The sequence below is a fragment of the Vibrio tarriae genome (assembly GCF_002216685.1).
Lineage (GTDB): Bacteria > Pseudomonadota > Gammaproteobacteria > Enterobacterales > Vibrionaceae > Vibrio > Vibrio tarriae.
In genome coordinates, this window is record NZ_CP022352.1 from 722,714 (window position 1) to 740,466 (window position 17,753).

The following is a 17,753-nucleotide window of genomic DNA, read 5'->3' on the forward strand; positions in this document are numbered from 1 at the left end:
TTGGTGGCAAGCTTACTTCATCACTTTCTGATTGCGAGGGAACGGGCTTTCTATTGGCCATGGGGAACTATTCGTAGACGGCCAGTAGCTTTGGATAGATTGATCATTGAGGTAATACTATGTCCGTTAAGGTAATGAGCTACGTATGGGATATTTCTCTTTTCAAAGGCTCTGACAAACTCATTATGCTTTGTCTGGCAGATCATGCTGATGATGCCGGCGTGTGCTGGCCTTCGATTGAAACCATCGCTCGTAAAAGTGGAGTATCTCCAACCACAGTCAAAGCAACCTTAAAGAAGTTGGAAGCGGGGGGCTGGATTGTGAAGCGAAACCAGTTCAAGAAAGCCGATTCAGGTCGATTAGTGCGTTCCAATAACCAGTATCAACTGCCCGTGAAGCGATTGAAATCTACCGCCGATGAACAGTCGGATTTCGAACAGACGGATTTCGTCCATTCAAAACTCGAACATTCGAAATACGAACAGACGAATTTACCCGAGGGGGTAGGTCAGATTTCGGCTGGGGGTAGGTCGGATTTCGGCTATAAACCATCAATAGATCCATTAATAGATCCACCAGAAGGTGATGCGCCGCTTTTCAGTGCTCAAACTGATCCGATTTTGGATCCGGTTGTGTTTGCGATCCCACTCAAAGGTAAAAACGTTTCGTATCCGGTGACCCAATCTCAGTTGGTGGAGTGGCGCTCGCTCTATCCTGCCGTTGATATTCGCCAACAGCTTCGCAACATGATCGGTTGGTGTCAGGCAAACCCAACACGCCAGAAAACCGCGCAAGGGATCCAGCGATTTATCCACGCTTGGCTTTGCAAAGAGCAAGACAAGGGGCTAATCGTCGCGGGGTCTCAAGCTGCGTCGAAACCCATTGATGATGCACAGTTGTTGAAGCGAAAGATCCAGCAAATTGAAATCGATATTAATAACGAGAACGTCGCGCTGATTTCATTTAAACAGCGAAAGTCCGCGGTATCAGATCAGGCTGCGCAATCGGCTGAGCGTAAAATCAAGGCCATGATGGCTCAACGAGAAAGTTGGCTTCGAGAGCTTTCGGTGCGAGCGAATGAGCCTTAATGTGTTGAGCCCATACCGTTTTGCCATTTTTAGACCATATTCTCAGAGTAAGGAGTCACGACAGTGAGTAAAAAGCTTGAGCTTTTAACACTATTAAGCGCCGCAAGAACCATGAAATGGGAAGAGTCTGTCAGTAAAAATGGACCGACCAAAGAGCAGCTTCTCGGTGCGATGGGCTTAGCGCAGCGCGATAATCCTATTGGTATGGCAATCCTTAATGCCAAATACTTGCATTGTGCTTATTCGTTGGTGGTATTGAGGGATTTTCTTGGATCACTGGAGGTTCATCGCTTAGAGATCGGTTTGGCTTCGAATGAGCTTAAACATTTGCATTATCTGGTCATGGCGGATGTGTTGAATGTTCCGATAGACAGTCAGCAAGCTCGTTTGGCTTCGGTTTGGCGACGATACAGCGCCTACGCAGCGAGGACCCAGAAATCGATTGAAGCACTTAGTAAAGCCATGCGCTCGATGGAGCGAGCAATAGAGATCAAAGCCAATCCATTTGAGAGCCGTCGTTTGCAGGCCAACATTGCGTCACACCAAACTCGTATTGATGCGCAGAAGCAGCTATTGGCCGATTACGCACAGAAAAAGGCCTCAGAATCAGCAAAATGCCCGCGTTGCAAAGCAACAGGCGTTATTCCCAAAACGCAGCGACCTTGTGAGAGTTGTGATGGCGTAGGTGAGTTTCGAACGACGGAAGCGGATTGGAAATCCTCATTTTTGGGTGCAGCTTTGCCGACTCACAAAGAGTTTATTATTCGTCATTGGCCTGCGATTGTTCACCTACTTCAAGAGTGGAGAACGCAATTGTATCGGCATGAAGCCGAGGCACTTTCGACGCTTGAAAAGCGCTTATCTGCTGAGTTTGAAGATTGAGTAAACTCGAGTCGCTCATTGATATGACAAGGTAATTGCGGTAGATTTTCCAACAATACCGAGGCTGCATCTTTTGATGCGGCCTTTTTTATTGCTCGCAATTCGGAGCCTTAATGATGGCAAAACGAGATTGGAAAGCGCTGCAACAAGAGTACAAACTCGCGTTTGAACAAACAGGCATCACAATCAAAGCGTGGTGCGATCAAAACCAAATCAATTACAACACGGCGCGTCGATATCTGCAGGTGTTGAATTCGCCACTCGAAAACAGCGAAAACTCCGCAAAAAACGTTCAATCCCCACGTGCTATCACTTCTTTGCCCGATGTGGAACGGCTCGCTCAATGTGATCAGTTAGGAAAAGGTAGGGAGGAAAAAGTTTCTAAATCAAAAGGTAAGGATAACAAAGCACCAGTGATCAGTGAAACTGATCAGTTCACTGATCACGTGACTGATCAAAACTCACCGAAACCGACCCATGCGCAATTTTTACAGCGTGTTTTGCATCTAGATACGACTCATCAACGCGATGAAAGTGGGCGGTTTATTCATGGCAACCAGTGCTCAACCAAACACAATGGCTATGCACAGCGCTTAAATGATCCAGATGCCATTTTTGATGCAGCGAACTCGGACATTGACCACGAGATTGTGTTTTGTCGGGCGCGGGTGCTGAAAGCCATGGAAACCTACCAGAAGATAGGAGCCGAGCTTGGCAAGGAGGGCTTGGCGCTGGCTGAACGCGTCAAACTGTATGAGCTCTATGTCAGCACCGACAACATTGTTGATAGAAACATGGCGCGCGTGGAATCTCTACTGCGAACTAAAGCTCAGGTGAAGAAAACGGAATTGGAAGCTGAGCGTATTGCACAAGAGTCTGCCGGGCTTGGAACTGCGATTGCCGACATTGTGCAAGAAATTCAAGAGATGGGGTCGGACGGGTTCGTACTGAATGATTAACCTTGGTTACGTCCCTCAAGAGAAGATAAGCGCGCAGGATCGCGCTTTTCTATTTTCTCGGCTGAGCAATAAGTGGTGGCGGCTCAATCATCTTTACAAGATAGAGAATGAAGATGGCGAGCTGGTGACGTTCAAGCTTCGCCCTGCCCAAGCATTGCTGTTTAAGATGATGGGCCATCGCAACATTATCCTAAAAGCGCGCCAGCTTGGTTTTTCGACCGCCATTGATATCTACCTACTCGATGAAGCGCTATTCAATAAACGGCTTAAGTGCGGCATCGTCGCGCAGGACAAACAAGCCGCGGGTGAGATTTTCAGAACCAAAGTGGAAGTGCCTTACGACAACCTTCCGGCATGGCTCAAGGCGGCAATCCCAACCGAAGAGCGTAAGAGTGGAGCCAACGGTGGGCGCATGGTGTTTAAGAACGGCTCAAGTATTCAGGTTGCCACCTCCTTTCGTTCCGGTACTGTGCAGCGCTTGCATATTTCTGAGCATGGCAAAATTTGTGCGAAGTACCCACACAAAGCCAAAGAGGTGAAAACCGGTACGCTTAACGCGATACATCAGAACGCGATCTGTTTTATTGAGTCGACGGCAGAAGGTGTCGGGGGCGATTTCTATACCATGTGCATGCGCGCTATGGAGCAAGCCAAAAGTGGGGTAGAGCTGAGCCGCGAGGATTATCAGTTTCATTTTTTCGCATGGTGGCAAGATCCGAAATACCGTTCAAAAGTGCCGATGAATGGGCTCGTTGTGCCGAAAGTGATGGCTGAGTACTTTATCGGAGTCGAAAAATCGATGGGCTGCCATCTCGATGATGAGCAAAAGCAGTGGTATCTCGAGAAAGAAGCCATGCAGGGCGAGGAGATGAAACAGGAATTCCCGTCCACGCCGCTGGAGGCGTTTTTAACCTCAGGGCGTCGGGTGTTTAATCCTGTCCATATTATGGCCGCAGAAGCGGATGTTCTTGCCCCCTTCTTGGTCTATGACCTTGAACCTATGACGGGAAACCTAACTCGGGTGCACTCGATAGAGAGTCACGATCCGCTTCGCATGCAGCGTAATGCGATGAACCTTTTGCTGATGTGGGAAATGTTTGATGAGGATGAAGAGTATGCGCTGGGTGTGGATATTGCCGAAGGGCTAGAGCATGGCGACCGCAGTAGTATCGATGTTGTGAAAAAATCCGATGGTGAGCAAGTGGCCCACTGGTTTGGCTATATCGATGCTGAGTTATTGGCTTATCTGGTTAAACATATCGCGATTTTATACGGCAACGCTTACGTGATGCCTGAGCGCAATAACCACGGCCATGCCTTTATTCAAAAGCTTCGAGAAATCTACCCCACACCTTACATCTATTCAGAGCAATACCTAGATCGCGACAACGATGATGAGACGGTCAAGCTCGGCTGGTTAACCACCAAACAATCCAAACCTATCCTCACGGAAGGCATGAAGACGCTCTTTCAAAACGGCGTCTCTGGCATTCGTTGGATGGGGACTATTTCGGAATACCACAGCTATGTGTACGACAAAAAGGGAGCGATGAACGCTCAGGAAGGGTGTTTTGATGACCAAGTGATGAGTCATATGCTCGCCCAAGAAGCCCGTGCACGTATGCCAAAGCGTGTGAAGTCAGAAGACCTCAAACGCGATCCTTCTAACAATCATTGGCAGACCAAATGATGCAACACGCAAAACTCGATACTTTTATGCTGCGTATTCTCTCCGATATTGATGGACAACCTGACTGGCGCAGCGCTGCAAAAGTTGCCACCGCGTACTACGATGGCGATCAGCTTGATCCGCGAGTCAAAGATAAGCTTAAACAGCGTGGCCAGCCCACCACAATCCATAACCTGATTGCGCCGACCATTGATGGTGTCCTCGGGATGGAGGCCAAAACACGCACCGACCTTTTGGTGTGTGCAGATGATCCCGATGAACAAATGGAACTGATGGCGGAAGCCGTGAATGCCGAGTTTGCAGATGCGGCTCGGCTAGGTCGACTCGATAAAGCACGCTCAGAGGCGTATGGGTCACAAATCAAAGCGGGCGTGGGTTTTGTTGAGGCATATCGAAATCCCAACCCGTTCGGGCCTAAATACAAAATTAAGCTTATCCCTCGTGATGAAGTATTTTGGGACTGGTTCTCCACTGAACCCGACTGGAGCGATTGTCGCTGGGTGATGCGTATGCGCTGGATCGATATTGATGAGCTCGCGAGTTTGGTTCCCCATAAAGCGAAGGTACTGGAATACGCGAAAAAGGATTGGCGTGGATTCGTTGATGTTGAAAACCTCGAAGGGCTCGACCCACTGTTGACCAGTGCACATGAGGCGTTTAATCACTGGTCACGGGATCATTCGGAGTATTTATCCCATAACCGTGAGCGTATTCGTTTGCAGATTGTGTATGTGCGTCATATAGAACGCAAAGCCGTGCTTGAAACCCAAGATGGGCGTGTGATGGAGTTTGACCCGAACGATCTGGCTCATGCGATGGCACTGGCGATGGAGAGAGCCACACTGCGGCAGGCTCAAGTCAGCCGGATTAAAGAAGAGTGGTACGCCGGAATGTATCACTTATTGAGCCGTGACTGTGCCGCGCCTAATGGCCAGTTTCCCATCGTGCCGTTTTGGGGATTTCGCAAAGACGCCAGTGGTGAGCCCTATGGTCTGATTGCTCGAGCCATTCCTGCGCAAGATGAAGTCAACTTTAGGCGCATTAAATTGACATGGTTACTGCAGGCCAAACGAGTCTTAATGGATGAAGATGCCACCAATATGAGCCAACAACAGATTTTAGAAGAGGTTGAACGACCCGATGGCCTGATTAAGCTCAACCCACAGCGGAAAAACCAAAAATCCATCAGCGAAGTGTTTCAGGTCCAACAAGATTTCAATATCGCCGCGCAGCAATTTAATGTGATGCAGGATTCGATGAAGCTTATCCAAGATACCATGGGTGTTTATGGAGCCTTCTTGGGGCAAGAATCCAACGCGACCAGTGGGATTGCGATTGCCAATCTGGTGGAGCAGGGGGCGACAACGCTTGCCGAAATCAACGATAACTACAACTTTGGATCGCAGCTATTGGGTGAACTGCTATTGGGATACATCCTTGAGGATATGCGTGAGCAGCACAATAAAGCGATTGTGATCAACCGCAATGACAAGCGAAAGCGCAAAACCGTGGTAATGAACCATGTCGATGAACAAGGGCTACTGACCAATGATTTGACCCGCTTACGCGCCCATATTGCGCTCGCTCCCATTCAGCAAACCGCTGCTTACAAATCGCAGTTGGCAGAGCGAATGATGATGATCACCGCGCAGTTGCCGCCAGAGGTACAAATCACCGTGATTGATTTAGTGCTTGAGCTTACCGATGTGCCGAATAAGCAAGAGTTTATGGAGCGTGTCCGCGCGGCGCTGAATATTGAAAAAGAGCCGGAGGATATGACTGAGGAAGAGCAGGCCGAGTTAGCCGCGCAAAAGCAGCAGGAGCAACAGCTTCAGCAAAAGCAGCTTGAATTGCAGATGCGGGAAATGGAGGCCAAGGTCCTCAAACTGGAAAGCGAAGCAAAGAACATCATGGCCAAGGCGCAGCGCGAAGAAGGTTTAACCGATAGCCAGCGCTACGACAATGCCAAAACCCAAGCCGAAACCAAGCGGATTTTGCAAGAAATCGAAAACCTCAATCTCGAAATGACTCAAATGCAAAGCCAGATGCTGCAAACCGTAGAGGCCATGATTGAACAGATGTAGAGGATTTATTTTACTTATTGTTATCCCAAGCTTCACGATGATTTTGAGGGCGAGTTTTGGTTGTTAAAAATAACTTACTAAGTGCTTGCAGCTAAGTTTTGTTTCAATTGAACTTGCCATGTGTGAAATGTAGAAAACCAAACTTGGTATATATTTGGTTGTTTTGCGCATAAGTCGGCTTGTTTCTCATCAATAATAAAGTGTTCTGTGTGCATATGGGGTTTGCATGTGACTACGATATAAAAATGATATTTGTATTATTTAAATTCCATTTATTGCGATTCATATCACATAAGATTATTTTTTGTTCACTTATTATTCTATGTAAATTTTCCATGAAAAATAACAAGGGATACACATGAAACTTACACATCTTGCTGCAATAACTAATTTAATACTTCTTTCGACTTCTAGTTTGGCTTCTGATTTCCTTATAGATGGTTCAGTGAAAACGAACAATATTCGCGTTGGTTCATATAATATTATGGCTTCTAGGATGGGAGATACGGATGCTATCGTTGAGGTGATTCGTAACATGAATGTTGATATCATTGGGTTACAAGAAGTTGATAACATGACCGGACGTTCTGGTAAGAACTTTAGCAAAAGTGGCTCAAGCCCTCTCAATCAAGCCGAATATATCGCCAAAAAATTAGGAATGAACTTTTATTTCTGTAAGGCTATAGAGCATGACGGTGGGGAGTATGGAACTGCTGTATTATCTAAATTTAAATTAAAATTAAATAAAAGTATGATTCTTCCAAATATTGAGGGGGCAGAGCAAAGAGCTGCTTGTGCTGTGGAAATTAATATTCCTAGTTATCCCGCACCTATTATGTTGGTCACTACTCATCTAGATTTTACAACTCAAGCGTTACGTGCAGAGCAAGTCAGAACACTTCAAACACAATTTTCATATTGGCAATTCAAACACGCCCTTCCTATTATCGTAGGTGATCTAAACTTACCTCCTCAATCAACAGAGTATCAAGATTTAACAGCGTGGTACAACGATACAGATAGTGAATTAAAATATACGGCCCCTTCATGGAATCCAGACCGTAAAATTGACTATATACTTACATCGAGTGCCCAAAAATGGGATATTAATAGTGTCTTTGTTCCGAAACCAACAGATAAAGCAACGACTGATAGTAAGCCATATGCCTTAATATCAGATCATTTACCGTTGATTGTTGAAATGAAACTTACTGAGCAATAAACTCAAAAAAATTATAACAAGAAGTTGGCCAATAAATTTATGGGCAACTTTGTTTTTCATCCATAAACCAACTTTTTAGTCGTGGTCATTGTTTTGCAATCTTATTATAAGGTCGATTGCTGGCATAACCATCCCTCATGAAAGGGAGTATTCTTGAATTTAGTAGGTCTTATGACTCAAGTTTTCAAACTAAATTCATCATCTATCCGCAACAGTTGAATTCCCAACCAACTTGCGGTAGATTTTCCAACAATACCAAAGCTGCCTCCGGGCAGCTTTTTTGTTTCTGGGCCCTGCCATTGGCGGGGTTTTTTATTGGCTGTCGGGAGTTGAGATGCCATTGAAAGAGCCGGAGAGCTGGACCCAACTCCAATCCATAGGCCTTGCGCTGATGGCGATTTGGGGAGGACTGGTGACTTATATCATCGATATTCGCAAAAAAAATCGTCCCTTTCGTTGGGTAGAAGCGCTGATGCAAATCATCGTCTCTGGATTTGCGGGCGCATTGTGTGCTTTGGCCGCGATGTACTTTGAATGGCCGCAAGAATTGGCGGGGTTTGCTTGTGGTATCAGTGGTTACGCAGGCTCGCGGATCCTTGCCATATTTGAGCGCAAATTTATTAGCTCTATCTCAAATCAGCCTTAAACGCCGAATGCTTTGTATTGCCCTCACATGCTTGGTTGGATGTGGGGGCTTTTTATTGGAGAAACGTCATGTTTGATGTGGTGTTCGAACGTCTCATGCCCCACGAAGGTGGCTTTCAATGTGACCCCAAAGATCGCGGCAACTGGACGGGAGGACGTATCGGCGTTGGTGAGCTTAAGGGCACCAATCGTGGTATTGCCGCGATGACTTACCCACATCTTGATATCAAAAACCTCTCTTATGAGCAGGTGAAGGCGATTTACTTCGAGGATTGGTGGCAAGCACTCGGTATGGCGCGTTTTCGTCCGGCGATGCAATACCAACTTTTTGATGCTGCGGTGCAGCATGGTTGGCATCGTGCCGTGAAAATGCTGCAAAACGCAGTGGGTGAAAAGCCTGACGGCATTATCGGCCCGAAGACGCTGTCGGCGACACAAACGATGGATCTCAATGATTTATTGATGCGCTACATCGCCTATCGCATCACGTTTTACACCAAAGTTTCGACCTTCAACGAATACGGACGAGGGTGGATGCGCCGAGTCGCGCAGTGCTTGCTATTCGCCGCAATGGACAATGACCTTTAAGGGGAACTTATGGATATTTTGAAAAGCCGTAAAGTGATCCGAGCGTTGGTGGCGTTATTGGCGGCACTGATGCTGTCATTAGGCTACCAGATATCGCCGGAGTTTCAGTCGCTGGTGTCACAGGCGGTGTGTGAAGTGATGGAGTGTATCGAGTAACACAATGCACGAGTGGCTATCCCTTTTGATGAGGCTAGTGAATGCGATTTTGGATTCGATTAATCGGTCGCGTAAACAAGCGGCAACCGATTCTCCTAGTGAACATATTGCTAATGGTGGTCTCGTGCAGCGGAGTGAGAAAACCTTCGCCGATGTGGCCAACCAACCTGACCGTGATTGAGCTCGCTGATGGCGGACTTTGCCTTGACCGAGCTTCGGCAGAAAAGCTTGCCGCTTTTAAAGCGGAATTAGAGTCGTTGTAAGCGGGAGTATTGATGAAAAGTATCGCGCATGAACTTACGGTATTGGTGGATAAATCCAAGCCGTTTCGTTCGTTGTTGGTAAAAGCTGAGGTGGGTGGCTCCGTCGAACTGCAATATGAGCTCGATGGTGAGCGGATCACCGCACAAACCTTTACTGCGACAGGTCACTATGAGCTGGTGATCTTGCGTAGCGGATACCTTGTTCCAAATAATGCCCTCTTTTCCTTGGTGTAAGCATGGTCGATCAACAGCCACTTTGGGTACGCCGAGTCTTGGTGAGCCGCGAACGCTACGCCCCATATTTTGATGGTTTAACGCAATATGCCGTATTGGATAAACCTATGGTTTTCACTGGTGATTTTGATATTTCTATTGAGGCCGAAGGGTTAAGAAACGACAGTTTTCAAGCGCTCTTTTCTGGAGAGACGGTCGATAACTTCTTTCGATTGCTTCAAGGTGGCAGTGGGATCCAGTGCTATATCGGTGGTGCAATTGTCTCTTGGTTGACCAATCAGTTTGATGCGTCTCAGCCTCATCATTACCGGCTGAAACGGGTGGGGTCCGTGGCCTCCATTGGGGTTGATGGCGAATGGAAAGTCAGCCGTGAAGGTATTCAAACGCCGCTCACCGTCACTCGTATGATGCGCTCTTGGACCACCTCACTTTTCACAAGAGGGCAGATCCGCGAGCTCATCATTCAAGGGGCGGTGTATCCCTTAGATCAGAAAGAGAGTGCTATTCAAAGAAGCCAGCCAGATAACGGTAATTCGCTGACCATCATCAACCATACCAAAGCGATGTGGAGACGTGTATGAGCCTCTATCAGATGTATGCTTTTCTTTCGCTGCCCGAGTGGCAAATGCGTTTTATATCCCGATTTCCTGATGCGGTTAAGGTTCAGGGCTATAAGCTGGCGGTGTTTTTGAATACAGAAAAAGAGGCGTTGATGCGTCAGGCGAGCCAAGTAGTCGAACTGGAAGCGAGCGCCATTATCACCGCACTGGCCACACAAAATCACGCCTGCATGATCTGTGATTACGCTGCCGCCATGCAGGTTTGCCAGCATTTCGAGTCCAGCGAGCAATAGTCCCCATGAGTATTCAGTGCCGAGCCTTGTGCTCGGCTTTGTTGTTTTTGTCGCTAAGCGTTTTTTCGAGAGCGCTTAACCGCACAGACAGCGACACGTCTAATCAAAGGAGTCACCATGAATACCCATCAAGACACGATTGCCGTCACTGGTAATGAAACATTGGAAGAGCTGGAAGCTTTGTTGGAATCGATGGAAGCGGAAGAAAGTCGCCCAACAGTCGAGAAGGAACAAGGCGCTGACGAGCACCTTGCTCCCTCTTCACAATCGCAAAGCGTGGAAGGTTTAGACGGCGATACCGATGCAGCCTCGCCAACTGCAGAGCCTAACGCAAAGCCAGACGGTATTCTTGCCAAAGACCAAAAGCACATTATCCCGATGGAGGTGCTCGAGCGAGAGCGGCAAGAAAAAGCTCAGCTTCGCCAAGAGCTTGAAGAGTTAAAAGCGCATTCAGCGCAGCTTGAAAAAGCGCAGCGCATGATTGATGTACGTAATAAACAACTCGAGGAATTGGGCGTTGCGCCGGCTGACTTACCTGAAGATGTCACCATTGATGAAAAAAAACTTGCTGCGTTACAGGAGGATTACCCCGAGCTCGCCCCTTTCTTTTTGGCTATGAATAACAAAATTGAGGCGTTGGTTTCTAGCGGCACGGTGGCGGCCTCGACCACACCACCGGAGACTGAAAGCGCCGCACCAGTGGACAACGCTGAGTTGACGACGGCGCTACAAGCAAACGCGGATCTGCAGTCGTGGATGAGTGAAGGTGGGGCGCGTTGGAATGCCGCGCAGCAAATTGATGACCATTTGGCTTCAAGTTCTGAATGGGCGAATCGAAGCTACGCCGAGCGATTTGAAGAGGTCAGTAAGCGGGTACGACTGGCATTTGGTGATGAGCCGAAATTGTCTGCCCAAGAGGCTCTGAGCGCGGCGCAAGAAGCAAGCCGTAAAGCGAAAAACGCTTTGCCTGCGTCACCGAGTGAGCTTGGCAATACTCATCGCACGGGGGATTCCGATCTGATGAACCGGGTACAGAGTGCTAACCACGAAGAGCTGGGTAAATTGTTTGACTCTCTCAGTGAAGCGCAAATCGAGCAACTGCTTTATAACGCTGGATTCTAAACCCGTTTTTCAAACACTAAGCCTCAGCTGACACGCTGGGGCTTTTTTATTGGAGTGAAAGTATGACAACCATTACTGACGGCGTGAAGTTACAGGAAACCGCGCTGTTCAAAGCGACCCTGCGCAATCGCTCGTTTACCAATATGTTGACCGAAGATGCGCCGCAGAGTGTGACCAGTAATAAAAAAGGCAATGAGCAAACCTCACCTCATGCTCCGATTGTCCGCTGCGCCGACTTAAGTAAATCGGCAGGGGATGAGGTAGAAATGCAGATTGTGCATGGTTTGACGAAAAAACCGACCATGGGCGATCGCCGAATTGCCGGACGGGGAGAAAGTTTAGAGTTCGCGGACTTCTCACTGAAAATCAACCAAGGCCGCCATCAAGTGGATTCTGGCGGTAAGATGACGCAGCAAAAGACTCGCCATCCACTGCGTAAACTCACTCGAGCTTTACTGCCGGATTACGTGAATACGTTGCAAGATCAGGTTACGACCGTGCACCTTGCCGGAGCGCGGGGGGATTATGCGACCGATGACATCATTGTGCCATTAGAAAGTGATACTGAGTTTGCCGAGATCATGGTCAATGATGTCTTGCCGCCAACGTATGATCGCCACTTCTTTGGGGGCGATGCGACCTCCTTTGAAGGACTCGATGCGGCGGATATTTTCTCGATTGAAACATTGGATAATATCGGTCTCTACCTTGAAGAGATGCCTCATCCACTGCAGCCAATCCGTTTTAATGACGACAAGATGGCGGGTGATGAGCCCTTCTATTTACTGAGTGTTACCCCACGTCAATGGAGTGACTTCTATACCTCAACCTCAGGTAAAGATTGGCAAAACCTCACTGCGAATGCGATTTCCCGATCGCGTAACTTTAATCATCCGGTGTTTCGTGGCGACTGTCTGATGCGGGGCAATATCTTGGTGCGCAAATACAAAGGTATGCCGATCCGTTTTAATCCTGGTTCTGTTGTCTCGATTTCCAATAACGATAAAGCAGCCAGTGTGCGTCAAGTCAATGCGGCCACCACCATAGATCGCGCCATGTTACTCGGCGGGCAGGCGTTGGCATACGCGTGGGGAAAAACGCAAGGTGGCCAATCCTTCCGTTATCACGAGGAAGATGTGGATGCGGGTAACCGTACCGAAGTCACGGTGTATTGGATGAATGGCTCCAAGAAAATTCGCTTTAAAGACAAAACGGGTCGCGTGAACGATCACGGAGTGATTGCGCTCGATACGGCTGTGAACCTGTAGTGGAGTAAACGTGAATGACTCATCGACAAAGTGAAACCTTTAACAACCGCGTCTACGTTGGGGCGCATGGCAATTTATCGCTTGAAGAAGGAAAACTCAGCGCCAAAAACACGCCTATCGACACGGTATTCGCTGTCTTGGAGCTGCCGATTGGTTTAAAGCTGACGGGGGTACGTCTAGTGACCAATGGGCTTGGAGCCTCGGTCAGCGTCGATATCAAAGTCAACGATATCGCCCTAGCGCTTGGGGAAGCGGTCGCCAATAAAGTCGCCAAGCAGATCCCGATCAAACCCGTGTACCTCAAAGAAAAGGGCACCCTGAACGTCACCATTAAAGGTGGTGTCGCCACAGGCGAGCTTCTCATCTTGCCGGAGTACGTCAACGTTGGGTATTAAGCCCAGCCACAGTAGAGAGGGAGGCTAAGAGCCTCCTTTGATTTTTGGGAGAGAGTGATGACGCATAAAATTGCTGTGGTCTATATCGGGCCTAAGCCAAAGAAAAAAGACACGGTCGCTGGCTCTAGGCTGGTGTTTCCGCGCCATAAGCCGGTGTTGGTTGAACAAGATTTGGCTTATCAGCTACTGGATTTTCCGAGCGTATGGATAACGGAAGAGGAGTTAGAGGATCATCTGAAGCTTCTTGATGAAAAGGCCCAAGCGATGGCTCATCAACGGGCAGTGCAAGAAGCAATGCAGGAGGCAGAAGAAAAAGCGGCTTCCATGGTTGTGATGCTAAATGGTGAGGAGTTGGATCTCGATAAGCTCAACTCAGCCAAGTTAAAGACGCTGATCGCTGCTAATGAGCTAGATATTGCCCCCAAAGGCGCGCAGGAAGAGGTGACAGAGTATCGAGTACGAGTGCGCGATTATCTGCGTCGCATGAGTGAAGAGAGTGAACCGGCAAACCTCGCGGAGTGATTATGGAAACCGTCGCTATCGAACAGTTTGTGCCTACCCTTCGGCAATTGGTCAATGTCTCACTTGCGCCATTACTGCACAGTGCTTTGCTGCAAGCTGGGCAAGAGTTTTGCCGAGAAAGTGGTCTTGTGCGTTACACGAGAACAATCGACAGGGTTAGTGCGCACCAAGTAGTCGCGATTGTGGGTAGCTCTGAGTTGAATTCACCGAGTGTTGGTCGGTACACCACTGCTGAGTTGATGGCGGTGGTGGATGATAACGGCTCGGCATTAATCAAAGGTATTGATTATCTGCAAACCAGTCGTGATGAGCTGCGCTTTCTAAGGGAGGGGGAAGATTTTTTCATCCACTGTGCGATAGAGCCACAACGTGACTCACAGACCTTACCCAAAGTGCTTTGGGATGAGTATGGCCAAGCGATCTGTTATGGCGCAGCCCATTGTCTGATGTTGCAACCCGATAGTGATTGGCACAATCCATCGCTGGGTCGTGAGTATCGAACGTGGTTTGTTGAGGCGATCCGCTGCGCTAAGCGTTTTGGCTTAGAAACGGGTCAACAACAGGTCTTTACCAATCCGGTACGTCAACGGGAGTTCTTCTGATGAGCGTCACCATTAAAGGGCTTATTGATCGCGTTGCGCGCGATCTCATCGATGTTCGACATGTGCGCTGGTCGCGCCCTGAGTTGATGGACTTTGTGAATGATGCCATTTCAGCCATGGTGATTCGCCGGCCTGATTTATCTCGAACAACGGCGATGATCGAATCAAGTTCTTATCAAGTCAGTCTACCGGCGGATGCCTATCAAATTTTGGCGGTCAACCACATCAATCAACAGGCGGCGCAGTTTGTGAATATTCATAAACTCAATCAACTCTATCCAGAGTGGCGTAAAACCGCAGGGGTACCTGTTTGTTGGACGCGTAATGAGCTCGATGAAACCACCCTGTTTTTATACCCGTCGCCTCAAGCACCAGTCAATGTGGAGCTGGTTTACTCACGGACGTTACAAGTGGCGAGCGAAAGCGATGCCTTTCCACTGCCTGAGATCTATTTAGGGGTAGTGTCGGATTTTGTGATGTACCGAGCCTATAACAAAGATTCGCAAAATCCTGCAGAAGGCCAAAAAGCTCAGTTGCATTTACAAGCCTTTGCTACCGCGTTGGGCGATAAGACAGCCACCGATAATGCTAAGGCGCAGATGATCCAGAGCAGTGAAGGGGCACGTTAATGAGTTCGCCGTCGATGGAAGCACTGGTGAAAACGATTGATGCGCTCGAGAAATCCACCGCAGAGCTGGTGGATCTATACACTCAAGCGCTGTTTGGTGTGGATTCGAGTGCCCATGTGCTCAGTAGTAACGTCAACGCGAAAGCGCTGCAAGTGGCTGAGAATGCTATCAATACGACGGCGAAAGCAAGAGAAGCGGCGCTATCGGCGCACATTGCCACCGAACAAGCCTCTCGCTCTGCGCTGCATGCCGACCGCTCTGAAGCGGCGACGCAGATTGCGGTGATTCATGTTTCGCATTTAAAAGCGCTGCCGACCTATGAGCTGACTGACGGGAAACAGTTTTCTGTCGCGGGGTTTTACGCGGGGAGTTATGCAGGCGGCGGCTTATTTGTGTTCGATAGTGAGCGAGATTTCTCGGAGCATAATGGCGCAGAGGTCATAGCACTCGATGCACTAAAAGCTTGGGATGGCGAAGAGCAGACGGTAAACACATTTTTAAGTTGGTCGGGTGTGGGTCAAGGTTGCTTTGTGCAAATCGGTACGCAAACGCTGTATGCCAGCCAGTTTGTGACAGATCCCAATGATCCCGTCTCTGTCTATCGAGGACTCGATAGGCTCAATAAGCAGGTGACCCACGGCTCAATCATTTATCTGGATAGGCCGATGGTTGCGCCGAGTTCTGCACTCATCATCGACAAAAATCAGGTCAAAGTGATTGGTGGAGCCCTGACTCGAACGCTTGGTGCGACCGAATACCCATTTTGGGTTGGTCGTGCGGATACCCAAGTCGACGGAGTCACTTTTATTGGTCTTTCCTTGACAGGTGAGCGAGAGGACAGCAATCCGCAGTGGGGTAAGCAAGGGGTATATATTCGTCGGGCCACCAATACGGCGTTTATCGGCTGTCAGTTTAAAAAAGTGGGGGATGCTGCAATTCGACTGGCCGCGTCTCTCTCTAGCCATACAGTGGAGGGCGCTTTAGAGTCGCAAACCGATGGGGTTCAGTTGATTGGTTGCGTCTTTGAAGATTGTACGCAGGTAACCACCAATAACACGGGGGCGCAGAGTGTGATTTTCAGTGGCTGTGTGCTGCGGCGCATCGGCTCGGTGAAGTTCACACAAAGAAATTTAGTCAAAGGCAAACCCAGTCTGCTCATCGGCTGCTTATTTGATGATGTGTCAAAAATTGTTGAGGTACAGGGTGGGGGCAATGTAGAGATAGTCAACTGCTCTGGGACAGCAGAAATGCTGATTGCCGCTTACCCAAACGCTTCCACCTTTGTGACGGGACAACCTATTCCTTACGGCAATATCCAAATTCGCGGGGGCAGCTTTGTATTGAGCTGCCCCTCTGGGAACGCCTGTTATCTGGAAACCCTCGACTCTCCCAGTGGGGAAAGAGTGGTTAACTACGGCTCAGTAGCCATTTTAGGTGCGAAGCTCACGTCGTTAAATCCTCAAGCTCGATTGCTGCGTGCACACGCCAATCCTTCGGTCACGGCCTCAATGCATCCCAATATTCGCGTGGATGGATGCCAACTGAATAACTTTCTTGGTGATGGATTGGTCAGTGTGAGTCACAGCGTGGTGGATGAGTGGTCGCTAGAGATAGCGAATAACCAGTGGGATGAGGTGAATCGCGTGTTGGTGGCCGAATTGAGAAGCGGTGGAGCTTGGTCCATCGATCTCTCCAATAACCGCGGCAAAGTTCGTCTAGGGTCCCACAGTATCGCTCGTGCTGCTTTGGGGCGATTACTCAAAGTTCATCGTAATCGCTTGGAATGCAGCTCGAATGAGGGCAACAGTTTTGCCTTCTTTGATATGGCGTTCTTCGCGTTTGCCTTGGAATTGACCGAAAACGAGCTAGATGTTTCCCAGTATTGGCGACCTGTTTGCGCCTCATTTGCTCAGCCCAGCACTTCGGGATGCACCCTGAAAATGGGGGGGAATAAGCTTTATCTGCCTGCCTTGGGGGCAGAAGGTACTCTGCCAAGACCTGTGTATGTCAGTGCTGGTGCGGGGATAGGTTGGCAGGGCGTTTTACAATGTTACCCAAGTTATGTGTTTGGAGAGGGGCGCAAACTCAGGGCGGAAACGGCCAGTGGCCTCAGTTTTTCGGTGATTGAATTTGAGTACCTCTGGGTGGGTAAAGAGTCGAGCCGCCGATTACTGAAAAGAGTCTTTGCAGAAAACATCGCAGGCGTCAGTGGTGCTTGGCGAGTTGTTGAGGTGTACAGCGATGGCGTGGTGAGAAGCCATGGCCGGCACCAAAACCAAACCTCCAATGATTTTAACCTTTACTTTCCCTTTTCTGGGTCGACTTTACTTGCTGAGCCATTCGCGCCGCAGATCATCCCTGAAGAGCCTTGCTTACCTTATTTTGTGCAGCAGATCAGTAATGGGTTGGTCGTCAGATTTATGAATTTAGCGGGTCAAGGCGTTTCGCCATGGTTTCGTTATTCGGTGGAATACAAGGTGAGTCTGAATGAGCTGGCGAACTGGACCGGCGGCAGTTAATGCAGAAAGAGAGATTGAGTCATTTTCCGATG

At 48.7% G+C, this 17,753-nt stretch carries 20 protein-coding genes; all 20 read left to right on the top strand.

The genetic code is table 11. The annotated features are described in order from the left end of the window. The first annotated feature begins 119 nt into the window (after nt 1-119). The 20 genes from CEQ48_RS03790 (at nt 120) to CEQ48_RS03875 (ending at nt 17,721) form a co-directional block, all read left to right on the top strand. Complete coding sequence (locus tag CEQ48_RS03790; protein ID WP_089070298.1) at nt 120-1,088, top strand: helix-turn-helix domain-containing protein; 969 nt, start codon at nt 120-122, stop codon at nt 1,086-1,088. Nucleotides 1,089-1,151: 63 nt separating this feature from the next. Then, nucleotides 1,152-1,970 (top strand): TIGR02642 family protein, encoded by an 819-nt coding sequence (locus CEQ48_RS03795; RefSeq protein ID WP_089070299.1) that lies wholly within the window; start codon nt 1,152-1,154, stop codon nt 1,968-1,970. Nucleotides 1,971-2,083: 113 nt separating this feature from the next. Then, complete coding sequence (locus CEQ48_RS03800) at nt 2,084-2,929, top strand: hypothetical protein (protein WP_089070300.1); 846 nt, start codon at nt 2,084-2,086, stop codon at nt 2,927-2,929. Next, entirely contained in the window at nt 2,922-4,619 is a 1,698-nt protein-coding gene (locus CEQ48_RS03805; protein WP_089070301.1) for a terminase large subunit, read from the top strand. Before CEQ48_RS03800 ends, CEQ48_RS03805 begins: the two co-directional genes overlap by 8 nt. Continuing rightward, a complete protein-coding gene (locus tag CEQ48_RS03810) occupies nt 4,616-6,703 on the top strand; it encodes a portal protein (protein WP_089070302.1) in 2,088 nt (695 codons plus the stop codon). Before CEQ48_RS03805 ends, CEQ48_RS03810 begins: the two co-directional genes overlap by 4 nt. A gap of 358 nt (nt 6,704-7,061) precedes the next feature. Further along, nucleotides 7,062-7,925: an endonuclease/exonuclease/phosphatase family protein gene (locus CEQ48_RS03815; protein WP_089070303.1), complete on the top strand. Its 864-nt coding sequence runs from the start codon at nt 7,062-7,064 to the stop codon at nt 7,923-7,925. Between the two features lie 334 nt (nt 7,926-8,259). Further along, entirely contained in the window at nt 8,260-8,571 is a 312-nt protein-coding gene (locus CEQ48_RS03820) for a phage holin family protein (RefSeq protein ID WP_001128531.1), read from the top strand. A gap of 68 nt (nt 8,572-8,639) precedes the next feature. Further along, nucleotides 8,640-9,158: a glycoside hydrolase family 108 protein gene (locus CEQ48_RS03825; protein WP_089070304.1), complete on the top strand. Its 519-nt coding sequence runs from the start codon at nt 8,640-8,642 to the stop codon at nt 9,156-9,158. 9 nt (nt 9,159-9,167) lie between these two features. After that, a complete protein-coding gene (locus tag CEQ48_RS20050; protein ID WP_198301077.1) occupies nt 9,168-9,314 on the top strand; it encodes a hypothetical protein in 147 nt (48 codons plus the stop codon). Between the two features lie 4 nt (nt 9,315-9,318). Next, nucleotides 9,319-9,495 carry a hypothetical protein gene (locus tag CEQ48_RS20055; protein ID WP_000545258.1) on the top strand — a complete coding sequence of 59 codons (177 nt, stop codon included), beginning with the start codon at nt 9,319-9,321 and terminating at the stop codon, nt 9,493-9,495. A gap of 94 nt (nt 9,496-9,589) precedes the next feature. Next, the gene (locus tag CEQ48_RS03830) at nt 9,590-9,811 is read left to right on the top strand and encodes a hypothetical protein (RefSeq protein ID WP_000835322.1); all 222 of its coding nucleotides are present in this window, start codon (nt 9,590-9,592) and stop codon (nt 9,809-9,811) included. 2 nt (nt 9,812-9,813) lie between these two features. Further along, complete coding sequence (locus CEQ48_RS03835) at nt 9,814-10,392, top strand: hypothetical protein (protein WP_000228309.1); 579 nt, start codon at nt 9,814-9,816, stop codon at nt 10,390-10,392. An 11-nt stretch (nt 10,393-10,403) separates the two neighbouring features. Beyond that, nucleotides 10,404-10,664, top strand: coding sequence for a hypothetical protein (locus CEQ48_RS03840; protein ID WP_089070563.1), 261 nt, complete (start codon nt 10,404-10,406; stop codon nt 10,662-10,664). 117 nt (nt 10,665-10,781) lie between these two features. Next, the gene (locus CEQ48_RS03845) at nt 10,782-11,786 is read left to right on the top strand and encodes a hypothetical protein (RefSeq protein ID WP_033933208.1); all 1,005 of its coding nucleotides are present in this window, start codon (nt 10,782-10,784) and stop codon (nt 11,784-11,786) included. A 62-nt stretch (nt 11,787-11,848) separates the two neighbouring features. Then, nucleotides 11,849-13,054, top strand: a complete 1,206-nt coding sequence (locus tag CEQ48_RS03850; RefSeq protein WP_000207893.1) for a phage capsid family protein — start codon at nt 11,849-11,851, stop codon at nt 13,052-13,054. 14 nt (nt 13,055-13,068) lie between these two features. After that, nucleotides 13,069-13,449 carry a hypothetical protein gene (locus CEQ48_RS03855; protein ID WP_089070305.1) on the top strand — a complete coding sequence of 127 codons (381 nt, stop codon included), beginning with the start codon at nt 13,069-13,071 and terminating at the stop codon, nt 13,447-13,449. Between the two features lie 57 nt (nt 13,450-13,506). Next, a complete protein-coding gene (locus CEQ48_RS03860; protein ID WP_089070306.1) occupies nt 13,507-13,971 on the top strand; it encodes a hypothetical protein in 465 nt (154 codons plus the stop codon). A 2-nt stretch (nt 13,972-13,973) separates the two neighbouring features. After that, nucleotides 13,974-14,573 carry a hypothetical protein gene (locus CEQ48_RS03865; protein ID WP_089070307.1) on the top strand — a complete coding sequence of 200 codons (600 nt, stop codon included), beginning with the start codon at nt 13,974-13,976 and terminating at the stop codon, nt 14,571-14,573. Then, nucleotides 14,573-15,202 (top strand): phage adaptor protein, encoded by a 630-nt coding sequence (locus CEQ48_RS03870; protein ID WP_069217328.1) that lies wholly within the window; start codon nt 14,573-14,575, stop codon nt 15,200-15,202. Before CEQ48_RS03865 ends, CEQ48_RS03870 begins: the two co-directional genes overlap by 1 nt. Then, nucleotides 15,202-17,721, top strand: coding sequence for a right-handed parallel beta-helix repeat-containing protein (locus CEQ48_RS03875; RefSeq protein ID WP_232477796.1), 2,520 nt, complete (start codon nt 15,202-15,204; stop codon nt 17,719-17,721). Before CEQ48_RS03870 ends, CEQ48_RS03875 begins: the two co-directional genes overlap by 1 nt. Nucleotides 17,722-17,753 lie beyond the last annotated feature (32 nt).